This is a genomic window from Tenacibaculum aquaeponti (assembly GCF_052084715.1).
Taxonomy (GTDB): domain Bacteria; phylum Bacteroidota; class Bacteroidia; order Flavobacteriales; family Flavobacteriaceae; genus Polaribacter.
This window is the reverse complement of sequence record NZ_CP197288.1, coordinates 1396398-1414745: the sequence shown is the minus strand read 5'-3', so window position 1 is coordinate 1414745 and position 18348 is coordinate 1396398. Positions and strand designations below refer to the sequence as shown.

At 28.3% G+C, this 18348-nt stretch carries 19 protein-coding genes; all 19 read left to right on the top strand.

The features are described 5' to 3' along the window. The first annotated feature begins 3 nt into the window (after positions 1–3). The 19 genes from ACSIGC_RS06115 to ACSIGC_RS06025 all read left to right on the top strand — a co-directional run bounded on the left by ACSIGC_RS06115 (position 4) and on the right by ACSIGC_RS06025 (position 18288). On the top strand, positions 4–1287 hold the full coding sequence (locus ACSIGC_RS06115; protein WP_442267262.1) for a nucleotide sugar dehydrogenase: 1284 nt from the start codon (positions 4–6) through the stop codon (positions 1285–1287). A gap of 99 nt (positions 1288–1386) precedes the next feature. Next, positions 1387–1818, top strand: coding sequence for an adenylyltransferase/cytidyltransferase family protein (locus ACSIGC_RS06110; protein ID WP_299714660.1), 432 nt, complete (start codon positions 1387–1389; stop codon positions 1816–1818). Positions 1819–1821: 3 nt separating this feature from the next. Then, positions 1822–3144 carry a UDP-glucose dehydrogenase family protein gene (locus tag ACSIGC_RS06105; RefSeq protein WP_442267261.1) on the top strand — a complete coding sequence of 441 codons (1323 nt, stop codon included), beginning with the start codon at positions 1822–1824 and terminating at the stop codon, positions 3142–3144. Positions 3145–3166: 22 nt separating this feature from the next. Continuing rightward, positions 3167–4216 carry a dTDP-glucose 4,6-dehydratase gene (gene rfbB / locus ACSIGC_RS06100; RefSeq protein ID WP_442267260.1) on the top strand — a complete coding sequence of 350 codons (1050 nt, stop codon included), beginning with the start codon at positions 3167–3169 and terminating at the stop codon, positions 4214–4216. 5 nt (positions 4217–4221) lie between these two features. Then, positions 4222–4770: a dTDP-4-dehydrorhamnose 3,5-epimerase gene (rfbC, locus tag ACSIGC_RS06095; protein WP_442267259.1), complete on the top strand. Its 549-nt coding sequence runs from the start codon at positions 4222–4224 to the stop codon at positions 4768–4770. Further along, complete coding sequence (rfbD, locus tag ACSIGC_RS06090; protein ID WP_442267258.1) at positions 4751–5617, top strand: dTDP-4-dehydrorhamnose reductase; 867 nt, start codon at positions 4751–4753, stop codon at positions 5615–5617. The genes rfbC and rfbD overlap by 20 nt, the downstream gene beginning before the upstream one ends. A gap of 1 nt (position 5618) precedes the next feature. Then, positions 5619–6476 (top strand): glucose-1-phosphate thymidylyltransferase RfbA, encoded by an 858-nt coding sequence (gene rfbA / locus ACSIGC_RS06085; RefSeq protein WP_442267257.1) that lies wholly within the window; start codon positions 5619–5621, stop codon positions 6474–6476. 168 nt (positions 6477–6644) lie between these two features. Further along, positions 6645–7895 (top strand): hypothetical protein, encoded by a 1251-nt coding sequence (locus tag ACSIGC_RS06080; RefSeq protein WP_442267256.1) that lies wholly within the window; start codon positions 6645–6647, stop codon positions 7893–7895. Further along, the gene (locus tag ACSIGC_RS06075; RefSeq protein ID WP_442267255.1) at positions 7895–9100 is read left to right on the top strand and encodes an O-antigen ligase family protein; all 1206 of its coding nucleotides are present in this window, start codon (positions 7895–7897) and stop codon (positions 9098–9100) included. The genes ACSIGC_RS06080 and ACSIGC_RS06075 overlap by 1 nt, the downstream gene beginning before the upstream one ends. Then, a complete protein-coding gene (locus ACSIGC_RS06070) occupies positions 9069–10256 on the top strand; it encodes a glycosyltransferase family 4 protein (RefSeq protein WP_442267254.1) in 1188 nt (395 codons plus the stop codon). The genes ACSIGC_RS06075 and ACSIGC_RS06070 overlap by 32 nt, the downstream gene beginning before the upstream one ends. Before the next feature lies 1 nt (position 10257). Beyond that, on the top strand, positions 10258–11076 hold the full coding sequence (locus ACSIGC_RS06065; protein ID WP_442267253.1) for an aldolase/citrate lyase family protein: 819 nt from the start codon (positions 10258–10260) through the stop codon (positions 11074–11076). Continuing rightward, on the top strand, positions 11063–11518 hold the full coding sequence (locus ACSIGC_RS06060) for a MaoC family dehydratase (protein ID WP_442267252.1): 456 nt from the start codon (positions 11063–11065) through the stop codon (positions 11516–11518). Before ACSIGC_RS06065 ends, ACSIGC_RS06060 begins: the two co-directional genes overlap by 14 nt. 6 nt (positions 11519–11524) lie before the next feature. Continuing rightward, positions 11525–12412, top strand: a complete 888-nt coding sequence (locus tag ACSIGC_RS06055; RefSeq protein ID WP_442267251.1) for an HpcH/HpaI aldolase/citrate lyase family protein — start codon at positions 11525–11527, stop codon at positions 12410–12412. Then, positions 12405–13067 carry a hypothetical protein gene (locus tag ACSIGC_RS06050; RefSeq protein WP_442267250.1) on the top strand — a complete coding sequence of 221 codons (663 nt, stop codon included), beginning with the start codon at positions 12405–12407 and terminating at the stop codon, positions 13065–13067. Before ACSIGC_RS06055 ends, ACSIGC_RS06050 begins: the two co-directional genes overlap by 8 nt. Positions 13068–13076: 9 nt before the next feature. Further along, on the top strand, positions 13077–13730 hold the full coding sequence (locus tag ACSIGC_RS06045; RefSeq protein WP_442267249.1) for a sugar transferase: 654 nt from the start codon (positions 13077–13079) through the stop codon (positions 13728–13730). After that, entirely contained in the window at positions 13720–14769 is a 1050-nt protein-coding gene (locus ACSIGC_RS06040) for a hypothetical protein (protein ID WP_442267248.1), read from the top strand. The genes ACSIGC_RS06045 and ACSIGC_RS06040 overlap by 11 nt, the downstream gene beginning before the upstream one ends. Next, positions 14748–15773 (top strand): GNAT family N-acetyltransferase, encoded by a 1026-nt coding sequence (locus tag ACSIGC_RS06035; RefSeq protein WP_442267247.1) that lies wholly within the window; start codon positions 14748–14750, stop codon positions 15771–15773. Before ACSIGC_RS06040 ends, ACSIGC_RS06035 begins: the two co-directional genes overlap by 22 nt. Positions 15774–15777: 4 nt before the next feature. Beyond that, positions 15778–16908 (top strand): aminotransferase class I/II-fold pyridoxal phosphate-dependent enzyme, encoded by a 1131-nt coding sequence (locus ACSIGC_RS06030; RefSeq protein ID WP_442267246.1) that lies wholly within the window; start codon positions 15778–15780, stop codon positions 16906–16908. A gap of 85 nt (positions 16909–16993) precedes the next feature. Further along, positions 16994–18288 (top strand): IS3 family transposase gene (locus tag ACSIGC_RS06025; RefSeq protein WP_442265571.1). Its coding sequence is split into 2 segments (ribosomal slippage): positions 16994–17360 and positions 17360–18288, totalling 1296 coding nucleotides; the frame shifts between segments, so codons are not numbered across the junction. The last annotated feature ends 60 nt before the right edge of the window (positions 18289–18348 follow it).

The following is an 18348-nucleotide window of genomic DNA, read 5'->3' as shown; positions in this document are numbered from 1 at the left end:
GTAATGAGTCAACCAAAAATAGGAATTATAGGATTAGGATATGTAGGTTTACCTTTGGCTAGGTTATTCGCTACTAAATATTCAGTTGTTGGATTTGATATAAATAAAGAAAGAATAGCGGAATTAAAATCGGGTGTGGATTCAACTTTAGAAGTCGATAACGAGGTGTTGAATTCTGTTATAGTTGATGAGAATACTAGTTCAAAAGGTTTGTATTGTTCTTTTGATATAAATGATTTAAAAGATTGTACCATTTTTGTTGTAACAGTACCTACACCAACAGATAAAAATAATCGTCCAGTTTTAACACCTTTAATAAAAGCTAGTGAAACAGTTGGTGGAGTTTTAAAGAAAGACGATATAGTAATTTATGAGTCTACAGTTTATCCAGGAGCTACAGAGGAAGATTGTGTGCCTGTTTTAGAGAAAGTTTCCGGTATGAAATTCAATCAAGATTTCTTTGTTGGATATTCACCTGAAAGAATAAATCCTGGGGATAAATTACATACGGTAGATAAGATTTTAAAAGTAACTTCTGGATCAACTCCTGAAATTGGAAAAGTAGTAGATGATCTTTATAAATCAGTAATTTCTGCTGGAACACATTTAGCTCCAACAATTAAAGTAGCAGAAGCAGCAAAGGTAATAGAGAATTCTCAAAGGGATATAAATATTGCTTTTGTTAATGAGTTGGCTAAAATCTTTAATTTAATGGGGATAAACACTCATGATGTACTAGAAGCTGCAGGGACAAAGTGGAATTTTTTACCTTTTAAACCTGGGTTAGTAGGAGGGCATTGCATTGGTGTAGATCCATATTATTTAGCGCAAAAGGCACAAGAATTTGGTTATCATCCTGAGATTATTTTGGCAGGAAGAAGATTAAATGATAGCATGGGGCAGTATGTAGCGTCAGAGGTTATAAAACTAATGATTGGTAACGATTTAAGAATTAAAGATGCTAAAGTTTTAATTCTAGGAGTTACGTTTAAAGAAAACTGTCCAGACGTTAGAAATACTAAAGTGGTAGATGTAGTTCGTGCTTTAAAAGAATATGGGTTAAATGTAGATATTTATGATCCTTGGGCAAATGAAGAAGAAGTGTTTTTAGAATATGGATTAAAATCAACGCAAGAAATTCCAAAAGAAAAATATGATGCTATAATCTTAGCAGTAGCTCATAAGGAATTTATGAATGTTGATTTAAGTATTTTAAAGAAAGATAAAGCAGTTGTTTATGATGTAAAAAATACTTTAGGGGTACATTTAAAAGATAAAACACTTTAAATTATTTGCTTATAGATGAATTAATCGTTAATTAAGAGCAAAAAGGCTTTTCAAAATAAATTAACTTAATATATTTGTTTATTAAAAGAAACAGAAATTATGAAAGTAGGTATAACTTTTAGTGCCTTTGATTTGCTACATGCAGGTCATATAAAAATGTTAGAAGAAGCTAAACGTCAGTGCGATTACCTAATCTGTGGACTTCAAACAGATCCTACATTAGATAGACCTGAGAAAAATAAACCTGTACAATCTGTAGTAGAGAGGTATATTCAATTAAGAGGGTGTAAATATGTAGATGAGATTGTACCTTATGCTACAGAACAAGATTTAGAAGATGTTTTAAGGTCTTTTCATATTGATGTTCGAATTATAGGAGATGAATATGCAAGTAAAATGTTTACGGGAAGAGATTATTGTGAAAAAAAAGGAATTAAATTATATTTTAATAAAAGAGAGCATAGATTTTCTAGTAGTGGCTTAAGAAAAGAAGTGGCTGAAAAGGAGAGTTTAAAAGCTAAGGATAAATAATATATGAATATTGCTGTTATAGGTACAGGTTATGTTGGATTAGTTTCTGGAACCTGTTTTTCTGAAATGGGTAACAAGGTTACCTGTGTAGATATAGATCAAAATAAAATTAATAACCTTCATAAAGGTATAATACCAATTTACGAACCAGGTTTAGAAAAAATGGTTCTTAAAAACGTAGATAAAAAGACACTGTTCTTTACTACAAATTTAGAGGAGTCAATTAAAGATGCAGAAGTGGTTTTTATTGCTGTTGGTACTCCAATGGGAGATGATGGTTCTGCCGATTTACAATATGTTTTGTCAGTAGCAAAAGAAATAGGAGAGAAAATGACAAAATCTCTTATTGTAGTTGATAAATCTACAGTTCCTGTTGGTACTGCTGATAAGGTTAAAGAAACGATAGTAAAAGAGTTAGATAAAAGAGGTTTAGATATAAGTTTCGATGTCGTTTCAAATCCAGAATTCTTAAAAGAAGGAGATGCGATCAATGATTTTATGAAACCAGATCGTGTTGTTATAGGGGCAGAATCGGATAAAGCCTTTAAGAAAATGAAGGAATTGTATAGTCCTTTTTTTAGAACACATGATCGTTTTGTAACTATGGATGTTCGCTCTGCTGAAATGACAAAGTATGCAGCGAATGCAATGTTGGCAACTAAGATTTCATTTATGAATGAAATGGCAAATATTTGTGAAAGAGTAGGTGCTGATGTTGATAATGTTAGATTAGGTATAGGATCAGATTCTAGAATCGGATATAGTTTTATTTACCCAGGTTGCGGTTATGGAGGGTCTTGTTTTCCTAAAGATGTAAAGGCGTTAAAGAAAATAGCAGAAGAACACAATTATAGAGCTCAACTTATAGAGTCTGTTGAGGAAGTTAATAATAGGCAAAAGTTTGTTATAGCTGAAAAAATTGTAAAGCGTCACGGAGAAGATTTAACAGGAAAAACGTTTGCTATATGGGGACTTTCTTTTAAACCGGGAACAGACGATATGCGTGAAGCTCCTTCAATATACGTGATAAAAGAATTAGTGAAAAGAGGAGCTAAGGTTAAAACTTACGATCCTAAAGCAATGGAAGAAGCTCAGCATTTTTACTTAAAAGGGGTGGAAAATGTTGAGTATTTTGATAAAAAATATGATGTTTTAAATAATGCTGAATCTTTAATTTTATTAACTGAATGGAAAGAGTTTAGATCTCCTGATTTTGAGGAAATAAAAAAAGAATTAAATCAGCCAATTATTTTTGATGGAAGAAATCAGTATATGGCTTATAATCTAGAAGAAAAAGGCTTTGAGTATTTTAGAATAGGGAAGTAATTCGTTTCAAAACAACCAGAAAATGAAAAAAGTATTAATTACAGGAGGGGCAGGTTTTATTGGTTCTCATGTAGTGAGGTTGTTAGTTAATAAATATGAAAATTATCATATTTTCAATCTTGATGCACTAACTTATGCTGGTAATTTAGAGAATTTAAAAGATATAGAAGATAAACCTAATTATACTTTTATAAAAGAGAATTTAATAAATGAGAATGCTATAAATGAACTCTTTAAATTGTATGAATTTGATGGAGTAATTCATTTAGCTGCAGAATCACATGTAGATCGCTCTATTCTTGATCCTTTATCTTTTGCAAAAACTAATATTTTAGGAACATTAAATTTACTTAATGCTTTTAAAAATACTCATCAAGCAGATTTTGTAGGTAAAAGATTTTACCATATAAGTACAGACGAAGTTTATGGGGCTTTAGGCGATGAAGGTTTTTTTACGGAAGAAACTTCATATAGCCCAAATTCTCCATATTCAGCATCAAAAGCAAGTTCAGATCATTTCGTAAGAGCTTATGGAGAAACTTATAAATTACCATTTGTAATCACTAATTGTTCTAATAATTATGGGCCTAATCATTTTCCTGAAAAATTAATACCACTATGTATTAATAATATTATCAATAAAAAAAGTTTACCTATTTATGGAGATGGAAAATTTACTAGAGATTGGTTATATGTAATTGATCATGCAAGAGCTATAGATTTAGTTTTTCATGAAGGAAAAAATGCTGAAACATATAATATAGGAGGTTTTAATGAATGGAAAAATATCGATCTTGTAAAAGAATTGTGTAAGCAAATGGATGAAGTTCTAGGAAGAGATGAAGGAGAAAGTGAGAAATTAATAACATTTGTTAAAGACAGACCAGGACATGATTTAAGGTATGCTATAGATGCTTCAAAAATAAATAAAGAATTAGGTTGGAAACCATCAGTTACTTTTAAAGAAGGTTTGGCCAAAACTATTGCATGGTATATGGATAATCAACAATGGTTAAATAATATTACATCTGGAGATTACCAAGAATATTATAAAGCTCAATATAGAAAATAAATACTATGAAGATAGAGGAAACTCACTTGAAAGGTTGTTATATAATAGAACCCAAAAAGTTTGAAGATGATAGAGGTTATTTTTTTGAAAGTTTTAACAATAAAATATTTAAAGATGTAACTAACCTAGATGTTAATTTTGTTCAAGACAATCAATCCTTTTCATATAAAGGAGTAGTAAGAGGATTACATGCACAGAAAGGAGAAAACGCTCAAGCAAAATTAGTAAGGGTTTTGAAAGGAGAAGTAATTGATGTAGCAGTTGATGCTAGACCAAATTCTTCAACTTTTGGTCAACATGTAGCAGTTAAATTATCTGCAGAAAATAATTTGCAACTTTTTGTTCCTAGAGGCTTTTTGCACGGGTTTTCTGTTCTTTCTGAAGAGGCAGTGTTTTTTTATAAATGTGATAATTATTATAACAAAGAATCTGAGCAAGGTGTTAGATATGATGATCCTTTTTTAAATATTAATTGGGGGGTAAACAAAGAAAATATAAAGGTATCAGACAAAGATTTAATTTTGCCTAATTTTAATGAGATCTTCAGAAAATAAAATACTTGTAACGGGTAGTAATGGACAGTTAGGTTCAGAATTGAGAGATTTAGAGAAAGAGTTTAATAACTTTGAATTTGTATTTGTAAATAGAAGTTTAATGCCTCTAAATGATTCATATTCAGTATTGAAGGTGTTAAGTAAAGAAAAGCCAAACTACATAATTAACGCTGCAGCTTACACAGCAGTTGACAAAGCTGAAGATGAAAAAGAGATTGCGTTTTTAATAAATGATAAAGCTGTAGATACTATTAGTAAGTGGTGTGCATTAAATAAATCTCGATTAATTCATATTTCAACAGATTATGTTTTTGATGGGACAAGCAGTTTGCCAGTCAAGGAAGACGATATAACAAACCCAATTAATACTTATGGAGCTTCAAAACTAGCAGGAGAGAAAAAGGTAATACAGAACTGTAATGAGTATATGATTTTTAGAACATCTTGGGTTTATTCTCGTTATGGGAATAATTTTGTAAAAACAATGTGCAAACTTATGGAGAGTAGAGATGAAATTTCTGTAGTTTCAGATCAAATAGGAAGTTCGACATATGCAAAAGATTTAGCTGAAATTATTTTACAAATTATAGCATTTAAAAAATGGAAGTCAGGAATTTATAATTATTCTAATGAAGGACAAATATCTTGGTATGATTTTGCTGTTGAAATACAGAAAATTATGAAATTCGATTGTAAAGTGAATAAGATTTTAACTAAAGATTTCCCAGCTAAAGCTAAGCGTCCTAGTTTTTCTTTATTAAACAAAAACAAAATTAAAGAAACATTTGATATTGAAATACCAAACTGGGGTGATAGTTTGAGAAAAATGCTTAATAAAAACATATAAAATGAAAGGAATAATTTTAGCAGGAGGTTCAGGAACAAGGCTTCACCCTTTAACTTTAGTTATAAGCAAACAGTTAATGCCTATTTATGACAAACCCATGATATATTATCCTTTGTCTACATTAATGTTGGCAGGAATTAAAGAGATTTTAATAATTTCAACGCCACATGATCTACCTCATTTTGAAAGATTATTAGGAGATGGTAGTAAAATAGGATGTAAATTTTCATATGCAGTTCAAGAAAAACCAAATGGTTTAGCTCAAGCATTTGTTATTGGCGAAGAGTTTATAGGTGATGATAAAGTAGCTTTGATATTAGGCGATAATATTTTTTATGGAAGTGGAATGTCTAAATTACTTCAGAATTCTACAAAAGAAAAAGGAGGTGTTATTTTTGCATATCAAGTTCATGATCCTGAAAGATATGGAGTGGTAGAATTTGATGATGATAATAATGTGATTTCGATTGAAGAGAAACCAGAGAATCCGAAATCGAATTATGCAGTTCCAGGATTGTATTTTTATGATAATGATGTAGTAGAAATAGCAAAGAATATAATGCCTTCAGCTCGAGGTGAATATGAAATTACAGATATTAATAAAGAGTATTTAAAGAGAGACAAGTTAAAAGTAGGAGTGTTCGACAGAGGAACAGCCTGGTTAGATACAGGAACTTTCACTTCGTTAATGCAAGCAGGTCAATTTGTTCAAGTTATTGAAGAAAGACAAGGATTAAAGATAGGTGTAATTGAAGAAGTAGCTTATAGAATGGGATATATTACCAAAGAACAATTAAATGAAATTGCTGAACCCTTATGTAAAAGTGGATATGGGAGTTATTTAAAAAGAATAAAATGATAGTAATTATTCAAATAATATTCATGCAATAGAGAAAGAGGGAAAATTTATGAGGATAAATAAAATAGAAGAATATTCACAACAGAAATTACATAAAATTAAAGCGATTAGAAGTAATCAGTTTTATGTAAAAACAATTTTAAATAAAGCTTATTAATAAAAATAAAGATGTCATTATTAAAGAATAAAGCTTTAGGTTTAATTTTAGTCCAAGTTACGTCTAAAATTTTTGGAATTTTAAGAGAGATAATTATGGCTAATTTTTTTGGTAGTTCTGTTATTTTTGCAGATTATTTGAAATTAATGAGCTACAGTCAGATTATTTCTATCTTTTATTCTGAAGGAGGGTTAAGTGCGAATTTAATGAGGAAATTTTCCATAATAAATAAAAGGGATTACTCTTTTAAAGAAATTAAGAAACAGGGATTGTATCTTTCATTTATTATATTCGCTGCTGTTTTAATAATTCAGTTTTTAGCCCAAAAATATATTATTAAATCAGATTATGATTTTAATTTAATCATTCTTCTTTGTGCAATAACATCTGGTATAGTTTTCTTTTTTAACATAGGTCAAATTGTTTTAGTTTCTAAAGCAGAATACAAATATTTATATAGATCAACTTTCTTTAGGTCATTTACTTACTTAGTGTTATTATATCCTTTAATTTTTGTCTTTAATATTTTAGGAGCAGTTTTAGATAGATTATTTTCTGTGTTAACTCAATATTTTAACACTTGGTTGATTATTAATAAAATAGAAAAAAATAAGGAAAGGAAATCTAAGTTAAAATTATCAGCTTTAGATTTTAATATTTGGATTTTCTTAACTAATAATAATATTTTTCTATTATACACTCTTTTTAGGGTTTTATATTCTTTCTTTCCTGGAAAAGAAATAATTTATCTTACATATGGATTTATTCTTTCTTTAGCATTTGATGGAGTAATAATAAAGTCTTTATCTTTATATATTTTAGAACGATCAGTTAATAGTACGATTAACTTAATTAATGTTTTGAAAAAAATAACAATGATTGGTTTAGCTTCTTTATTAGCAATAATATTTTTAGCCCGACCAATAATAGATATTGTTTTTAATTTAAATAAGAAATTTTCAGAAGTTGATGTAAATAATATTCATTATTATTTAATAGTTATATTTATTCTAGTATTTTTTAATGGATTATTAAATTTACTTTTTCAAAGAGTTTTTTCTGAAAAAAGAAATACTCAATTTTTTTATTCAAAAAGATATGTTATTTCAATCTTAACCTCAATAATTATCACTTCGTTTATCTCATTTGTATTTACTTTTGACTTTTTTTCAAATTTACTTTACCCTTTGTCAATTATGGTTTTTGGAATAGTACTGGTGAATATATATTTTATGAATAAGTTAATAAAGTTGATTAGATAATGTTCAGAAGAGAAAACTTAATGGGCTTTTTAATAGTCCCAATTTTTGTAATAGGTAGCTTTTATGATAGTAGATTGGCTATTGGAAATTTTAATCTTACAATTTTATTGTCTTTTTTGTTTTTCCTAGGAGTATTACTTTCTCTAAGAAAAGGATTAAATAAAACAATGTTTTTAAGTTGGTTAAGTTTTTCTACTTTTATTATTGTAGTAGCTGCTATAAATTCAATTTTTTGGGGGATAAATGAACATAATGATTATTCAGTTAGTAAATTCATAACTTTCACTTTTCTAACCTTTTCAGTAGGAGTTTATGTAAGTAGTCTTAAAAGTCAAGAACAAATAAATATATTTTTGAATCAAATAGCAGTGGTGCCTTTCTTTCTGTTTCTTTTAGGTTTAATAACACTTTTGAGAAATGGTTTTGGTCAAGATCGTTTAGCTGTTTTAGGTGGTGGCCCCATAGTATTTAGTAGATGGATGGGGTATTTGTTTCTGATTCTATTTTTTCAATCAAAATTTAAAAATATAATAAAAATACCCATAATGATTTTGTGTGTTTTATTAATGCTTTCTTCAGGAAGTAAAGGCCCAATATCGTTTTTATTATTACTAATTATATTAGTAGGTATTAAGAACAGAAAAATTATCTTTAGTTTTTTTGTTATTTTCATAATCGCTTTATTTAATGCAAACTATCTATTAGGTAAGATCGATGATTATCCAATAATAAAAAGAGTTTTTGGAATAGGTGATTCAGCAAGTTATACAGGAGGTTCTTCTACATCTGCAAGACTAAAATTATTAAATGATGCAATAGAATCTATATTCGCAAATCCTTTTGGATACGGTTTAGGAAATTATTCTGTTTACAGTGACTTTAAAAAGATTAACGGATTATCAGGTTACCCACATAATTTGTTTGTAGAAATATGGTTAGAGCATGGTATATTAATACTTTTGTTGTTTGTTATAATTTTTATAAAATGTTTAAGAATTGTTAAATCAGTTTTAATAGGTAAAAAAAGAGGTGCAGATAATCGTCAATTAGCGGCAGCAATTTGGTTTTTTTATTTGTTGAACTCTATGGTAAGTGGAGATTTTAATGATAATAGATTATTATTAGTTTTTACACTCTTGCTAATTTTAAGTAATAAAATATATAAAAAAAAGAATGAAGATATTATACATACATCAATACTTTAGAACTCCTCTGGAACCAGGAGGAACTAGATCTTATTGGATAGCACAAGAATTGATAAAAGAAGGTCATTCAGTAACTATGTTAACTACTAGTAGTACCATAGAAAATAAGATAGAAAGAAAAATAATTGATGGTATAAATGTTATTTATTTAAGGGTACCATATAATCAGAAAATGTCTATTTTTCAAAGATTGATCTCTTTCTTTAGTTTTATGATGAAGTCTTCATACTATTCATTAAGAGAGAAAAACGTAGATTTGGTCATAGCAACATCCACTCCTTTAACGATTGGTTTTCCAGCTTTAGTATTAAAGAAACTTAAAAGAATACCATATCTTTTTGAAGTTAGAGATTTATGGCCAGAAGTACCTATTCAAATGGGAGCTTTAAAGAATAAAGTTGTTAGAAACTTAGCAATTTGGTTCGAAAAAACGATTTATAAAAATGCAAAACATATTGTAGCGCTTTCACCAGGAATGGAGAATGGAGTTTTAAAGTTTGAAAAACAAGAAAAAGTATCGATGATTCCCAATATGGCAAAAATAGATGCTTTCTTTCCAAGACCTAAAAATATAGAACTAGTTGAAAAGTTAGGGCTAAAAAAAGACTCGTTTAAATTAATACATTTTGGAGCCTTAGGTATCGCAAATGGAATCGATACTATAATAGAATCAGCTACTTTATTAAAAGATGATGATTCAATAGAGTTTATTTTTATAGGAGGAGGTTCTACTGAAGAAGCTATGAAAAATAAGTGTGAAAAAAATGGACTTACAAATGTGCATTTTCTAGGTAGATATGCAATGCAAGAAACATCAGAGATAGTTAATTTTTGTGATGTATCAATAGTTAGTTTTTTAGATTTACCTATTTTATATACAAATTCACCTAATAAATTATTCGACTCGTTATCTGCTGGGAAACCTTTAATAGTAAACTCAGCTGGTTGGACTAAAGATTTGGTAGAGAAATATGAATGTGGGTATTATGCTAATCCAAAAGATCCTAATGAGTTAGTTGTTATTATAAAAGAACTTCAAAATGATTTAGAAAAATTGAAGTTAATGGGAGAGAGTTCTAGAAAATTAGCAGAAAATGAGTACGATAAAAGTATTTTGTGTGCTAAATTTGCTAATGTTGTTTCTAAAATAAATTAAATTGGAAAGTTATTTTTTTGTTCCAGGTACACGTTTACATAAAATTAAAGATGTAATTAAACTTGGTGTTTCAGAAATCATTATTGATTTGGAAGACGCAGTAAAGTTTTCTGAAAGATTAGTTTTACTTGAAGAGTTGATTAAAGATGAATCTTTAAAACAGTTTTACGTTAGAGTTCCATTATATGATGATAAAGAAAAATTAGATTTAACATTATTAAATAAACTCATCCTTTCTGGTTTCTCTAAGTTTATTTTTCCTAAAATAGAGAATAAAAAAGATTTTAAGAAAATTATAAAAGATTTAAATAGTAATCAAATACAAATTATTCTTTTAATTGAAACTTCAAATCTCTTTATTGATGTGAAAGATATACTTTTTAAGTATAAAGACTTTTTCACTGGTATAAGTATTGGAAGTCATGATTTAATGGGAGAAATAGGAGGTGTACATGATTTACAGAATTTAGAGTTTTTAAGACAACAATTATTACTTTATGCTAGATCAATAGATGTTCTAGCTATAGATATAGCCTCTATGGAGTTGAAAAATGAAAGCGAATTTAAAAATGAAATTTTAGATGGAGTAAGAAAAGGTTATGATGCAAAATTTTATATACACCCATGGCAAATATCTATGTTGAAAGAACTCAATCTTTATTCTGAAAAAGAGTTTCTTTGGGCAAGGAAAATAAAAGAAGAATTAAATAAGGTTTTAAATGAAAAAGAATTTTCTCCAACTGTTATTGATGGACAAATTATAGAAAGACCACATTTAAAAAAAATGAATAAAATTTTAAGATATTATGAAAGCAAGTAATTTGGGGAATTATTTTGAAGATTTTAATGTAGGAGAAACAATTCAACACTCTTTAACAAAAACTATCTTCGAAAGTGATAATAACTTTTTTAGTTTACTAACGATGAATCATCATCCAGTACATTTGAGTTTAGAACATGTTAAAGATCATCAACATGGACAAATACTTGTTGTAGGAACTTTAGTTTTTAGTTTGGTAGTAGGAATGACAGTTCCTGATATTAGCGGTAAAGCTATAGCAAATTTAGAATACGAAAGTGTTAATCATTTAGGGCCAGTTTTTGTGAATGATACTATATCAGCTAAAACTACTGTATTAGATAAAAGAGAGTCAAAGTCAAAAAATGATAGAGGCATAGTTTATGTTGAAACTGTTGCTTACAACCAAAAAAACAATCCAGTTTTAAGTTTTAGAAGAAAAGTCTTAATACCAAAGAAATAAAATTTCATGAAAGATTATTTAATGAGAAGCTTGATGTTCGTTCCAGCTCACTCAGATAAACTATTAGAAAGTGCGTCGAAAGTAAAAGCTGATGTTCTATTATTTGATATAGAAGATTCTGTTCAACCTGAAAGAAATAAACAAATAGCTAGAGACAAACTATTAGAAAAGATTAAAGAAAAGAAATATGAAGGACGAACCATATTTCCTAGGATAAATGATAGAGAGAGCGGTCAGTTACTGAAGGATGTTTTACAATTAACAGTTCCAGAAGTTGATGGTTTTATGTATCCTAAAGCAAAAAGAGGAGAGGATATATATTTTTTCGATAAATTATTGGAAACAATTGAATTTGAAAAGGGATATGAAATAGGTACTTTTAAAATAATTCCTTTAATAGAAACTGCTTCAGCCGTAATGAATGTTCAAGAAATATGTAGCGCTTCAAAAAGAGTTGTAGCAATAGCTTATGGGTCTGAAGATTTTATCACGGATTTACAAGGAATTCACGATGAGGAACATCAAAGTTTATTTACTCCAAGAGCAATGATTGCAATGGCTGCTAGAGCTCATGATATTATTCCTATAGATACAGTACATGTAAGGGTTAAAGATTTAGAAGATTTAGAAGTAAATTTAAAAGTATCTAAAAACTTAGGATTTGAAGGAATGTTAGTATTAAATCCAATTGAATTAGATTTAGTTCATAAATATTATTCTCCATCGGAAGAAGAATTAATACATTCTAGAGAAATACTGAAATTAGATAAAGAAGCTAGGGAAAATAATCAAGGTGTAGCAATTATGAAAGGGAAATTTGTTGGGCCTCCTTTTGTAGCTAAAGCTAAAAGAATCTTAAATAAGCAACTTAAAATAGAGCAAAATAATGGGTAAAAAGATAATTATTATTGGAGGTATTGGTACTGCGGTTAACATAGCAGAACAAATACAAGATGCAGTTGATAATTATGATTATGAAGATGAGTTTATTGGTTTTGCTTTTGATGATGAATCGTTTGGTAAAGAAATAAATGGTTTTCCTATATTAAGTAAAACAAGAGAAGTGTATGATAAATATGAAAAATACGATGATGTGTTTTTTATTTATCAATTATACAGACCAGATAAGTTAAAGGAAAGAGCTTCATGGTTACCTCAATTTAAAATTCCTTTAGAAAGATATGGTAACTTTATCCATCCTACCGTAACTGTATGTAGAAGTTTTAAAATGGGTTATGGAAACGTAATTCAAGCTGGCTCAGTAATAAGCTCTAATACAGTAATGGGAAACCATAATACATTTAATTCAATGTGTTTATTTGGTCATGATACAATAATGGGAGATCATAATTTTTTTGCAGCTCATAGTTTAATAGGAAGTAATATAAAAATGGGAAGTTACATTTTTATGGGATTAAACTCTTCTTTAAATAATAAAATTGAAGTTGGAGACAATATTATGGTTGCTATGGGAAGTAATGTGATAAAAAGTATTGAAGATAATCAGGTAATAATGGGAAATCCTGCTAAATTTGCTAAAAACTTATAAATACAATCAATGTACAAAATATTTTTAAAAAGGTTATTAGATCTGTTTCTAGCATTTTTTGTATTAATCATACTATTACCTTTCTATATTATAATAACAATAGTACTTACATTTTTAAATTCTGGTAAACCTTTTTTCACTCAAAAAAGAGTAGGGCTTAATAATAAAATTTTTAAACTGATAAAATTTAAGTCGATGAATGATAAAAAAGGAAAGGATGGGGTATTGTTAAAAGACACTGAAAGATTAACCCCTTTTGGTAAGTTTATAAGAAAAGCTTCATTAGATGAATTACCTCAGGTTTTTAATGTTATAAAAGGAGATATGAGCTTTGTAGGACCAAGGCCACTTTTGATAGAGTATTTACCTTATTATAATGATTATCATATTCAAAGACACAACGTAAAACCAGGTATCACAGGATTAGCACAAGTATCAGGAAGGAATAACTTGAAATTTAGCGAAAGATTTAATTTAGATGTAGAATATGTAAAGAAACAATCATTATTTCTTGATATAAAAATATTATGGGGTACCTTTTTAAAAGTTTTTAAATCTAGTGATATTCAGCTTGGTAGACCAATGTCTGAAGTAGACGATATAGGTATAAGTAAAGGATTAAGTAAAAACTATTTTAATCCCGAGAAAAAAAATGATAAATAAAGAGTTTGGTTCAGATTTTCATTCTTGTAATCAAGAGTTTTTTTTAGATAAAAATCAGAAAAATTTTTTCGAAGATGAAAACTTTTCTTTTTTTCTATCAGGAAGATCTGCTTTATATGCATTACTTCAACAAGGGATAAAAAATAATGGATGGAATAAAGTTTATATCCCATCATATTATTGCCAAGATGTAATTGAAAATTTATCAGATTTAAATATTCAAGTTATAGTATTTCAGTCTAATCCAAATAATTTGATATTGGATTATGAATTTTTTGAAGATGAAGTAACCAATGTTTTTATAAATGTAAATTATTTTGGTGTAAGAGATTTTAATACTCAATTATTCAAAAAAATTGTAGTGATTGATGATTTAACACATAATATTAATGCGATAAAAAAAAGTAATGCAAATTATGTTTTCGGATCATTAAGAAAACAATTACCAATACCTTTAGGAGGTTTTTTATATTCTCCGAATAAATTTCAGCTTCCAAAAGGTAAGGAAAGTATTATAGCAGATCAAGCAGCAGAGAACAAAACATTAGGAATGTTTTTAAAAAAAGAATACTTACAAAATAGATTTTCAAACAAAGATTTATATAGAAGTTATTATTCTAAGGCTGAAGAACAATTAACCAAACTTTATAAAGATTATAAATTACCTGTTTTAGCAGAAAATATTTTAGAAAAATTAAATATTCAAGAGATTTTAAAAAAGAAAGAATCTAATATTAAATTGGCTTTAAAGTATCTTAAAGATTATTTAAATTATGTTTTTAGCGTAGATGAAAATTCATTAGGATTATTACTTTTTTTTGACTCAAATATTCAAAGAGATTTTGTTCGAAACAAATTAATAAAGTCCAGTATCTATCCTGCTATTTTATGGCCAAACCAGAAAGAAGATAGTGATATTAGGTATCAAAATAGATTTCTGTTTTTACATACAGATTATCGATATTCCAAAGAAGATATTATTTACATAACCACAGTATTAAAAAATTCAATTCAAGAATGTCAGAAACAAAAATTATAAGACCAACAGAAGAATCTTGGAAAGAGTATGTTAACGAATCATTTGTTCATGATTTTTACCATACTTCATCTTATAATAAACTAGAAAAAGAAGGTGAGCCAATATTGTTTGTATATCAAGAAGATAATAATTTTATAGCTTTACCATTAATTATTAGAGAAATACCAGATACAGATTTATTTGATTGTACTTCAGTTTATGGTTATGCAGGTGCTATATCTAATCTCGATATTAATACAATTTCCGAAAAGTTAAAAATTACTTTTCAAAATAAGCTAAATGAATTTTTTGCTGAGAAGAAAATAATATCTGTATTTTCAAGATTACATCCTATTTTAGAAAATGACAAAATAGTAGAAGGACTTGGAGAAATAGTTAGTTTAAATAAAACAATTGCGGTTAATTTAACAATTAGCCCCGAAGAACAAAGAAGACAATATAGAAAATCTAATAAATACGAAATAAATAAATTAAAGAAGAATAATTTTGAAGTTGTTGAAGCAACTACAAAAGAAGAACAAGATGAATTTATTGAAATTTATTATGAGACAATGAAAAAAGTAGAAGCAAATGATTATTACTTTTTTCCAAAAGAATATTTCTATCAGTTTTTAAATAATAATTGTTTTGAAACAAAACTGTTACTAGCAAAAAAAGAAGGAGAAATTACAGCAGGAGCAATTTTTACAATTACTAATAAAATTATTCAATATCATTTAGCAGGAACTAAACAAGCTTTTGCAAGAGACACACCAATGAAGTTAATACTAGATGAAGCTAGGTTATTAGGAAATGATTTAAATGCTGAATTTTTACACTTAGGAGGTGGAGTAGGAGGTAGCGATGAAGATCCATTATTTAGATTTAAATCTGGATTTTCTAAAGAGAATTTCCAATTTAAAATATGGAAGTATATAGTTAATAAAGAAAAATATGATGAACTAGTTAGAGAAAAAGGTGTTTCGACTGATAATAGTTCATTTTTCCCATTATATAGAGCTTAAAAACATGGAAGAAAAAATCTGGTTATCATCTCCTCATATGGGAGGTGGAGAACAAAAGTATGTTCAAGAAGCATTTGATACTAATTGGGTTGCACCTTTAGGTCCTAATGTAAATGGCTTTGAGAATGATTTAGAAAATTATATTAAAGAAAATACTAAAGTAGCCTGTTTAGCATCTGGTACTTCTGCTTTACATTTAGCATTAATTTTAGCAGGAGTATCATATGGTGATGAAGTTATTTGTCAAAGTATGACATTTTCAGCTTCTGCTAATCCAATTGTATATCAAGGAGGGGTTCCTATTTTTGTAGATAGCGAAAAGGAAACTTGGAATATGTGTCCTGATGCTTTAAAAAAGGCCATAGAAGATAGAATCGCTAAAGGAAAAAAGCCAAAAGCAATTATTGTAGTGCATTTATATGGAATGCCAGCTAAAATTGATAAAATAAAAGAGATAGCAAATCACTACGATATAAAATTAATAGAAGATGCAGCTGAAGCTCTTGGTTCAACTTTTAAAGGTCAAAAATGTGGTACTTTTGGAGATTTTGGTGTGCTTTCTTTTAATGGAAACAAAATTATAACTACTTCTGGAGGAGGGGCTTTGGTTTGTAAGACTGAAGAGAATAAACAAAAAGCGATTTTTTTAGCAACACAAGCAAGAGATAATGCTCCCCATTATCAGCATTCTGAAATTGGTTATAATTATAGAATGAGTAATATAACTGCAGGAATAGGTAGAGGTCAAATGGAGGTCTTAGACAAACATATTCAGCTCAGAAGAAATAATAATTCTTTTTATAGAGAATTATTTAAAAATATAGACGGTATAGATCTTTTCATTGAACCTACATCAGATTATTTTTCTAATCATTGGTTGTCATCAATATTAATTGATCAAAACAAAGTTGGATTTTCTCGAGAAGATTTAAGACTTGCAATGTTAGAGGATAATATAGAATCTAGGCCATTATGGAAACCAATGCATTTACAACCGATTTTTAAAAATTGTAAATTTTATGGTAATAATGTATCAGAAATTTTATTCGATAATGGTTTATGTCTTCCATCTGGTTCAAATTTGTCAGATAAAGACAGAGAAAGAATTAAGGAGTCAGTACTTAAGTTACTATAAATAAAAAAGGTGTCTAAATTAGACACCTTTTTTATTTATAGTAACTGTCTCGTCCTGAAATAGCGTTACACAAATTTGTAACCTTATGAACGACAACATTTACCGCAAACGTACTCAGAAAGATTATACGATGAGTTTTAAACTTTCGGTTGTATCGGAAGTAGAAAAAGGCGAATTAACCTACAAACAAGCTCAACTTAAATATGGGATTCAAGGAAGAAGTACTGTTTTAGTATGGTTGAGAAAATATGGTAACTTTGATTGGACTGATCAAACACCATCTAATATGCCAAAATCACCAGAACAAAAATTATTAGAGTTAGAGCAAAAATTACGTCAATTAGAAAAGCAAAACAATCGTTTAAAAGCTCAAGCAGCAGCATCAGAGAAGAAAGCGATACTGTTTGATATGATGATTGATTTAGCTGAGAAAGAGTATAATATTCCTATTAGAAAAAACTCCAAAACCGAGTAATTGATATGTTTGTTTTACAAAAGAAAGAAAGTATTTCTTCTACCTGTAAATTACTTGGGTTTAGCAGACAGGTCTATTATCGAGCTAACTATAGAGTTAAGAAATCTCAATCAATAGCCAATAAGGTTGTTGAATTGGTTAAGCGTGTAAGAATGGAACAACCAAGTATTGGGACAAGAAAACTGTATTATCTTCTTTCGGAGGAATTAAGCAGTTTAGCTGTTGGAAGAGATCGATTATTTGATATTTTACGAGCTAATAAACTATTGATAAAACGACAAAAGAGTTATCACATTACAACCAACTCTCATCATCGTTTTAGAAAACATACTAATCTTATTGAAAATCTGGAAATAAATAGACCAGAACAAGTATGGGTAGCAGATATTACATATTTAGGCAATCGTAAGAACCCTATGTATTTATCATTAATTACAGATGCATATTCTAAGAAAATCATAGGATATCATTTGGATAAAACTTTAGAAGTAAGCTCAACGGTAAAAGCCTTGGAGATAGCTATGAAAAATAGAGTATATCCAGAGAAGGAACTTATCCATCATTCAGATAGAGGATTGCAGTACTGTAGTAACATCTATCAAAATATTTTATCAAAACATAATATTAAATGTAGTATGACAGAATCATACGATCCATATCAAAATGCGATAGCTGAACGGGTTAATGGAATCTTAAAACAAGAGTTCTTTATTGCTACCACAAATCTAGATATTAAGATAATGAAGAAAATAGTAAAGCAATCAATAACTATTTATAACTCTAAAAGACCGCATTGGTCATGTCATTTTAAAACTCCTAACCAGGCACATCAACAAAATAAAATGAAGATAAAATCATATCGAAAAAAAACATCATCTAAAGCTATAGCTTTAGATGATGTTTAATATATTTAATCAATAAATAACTGTAACGGTTATTTAGGACTAGTCAAACTTAGTTAAATT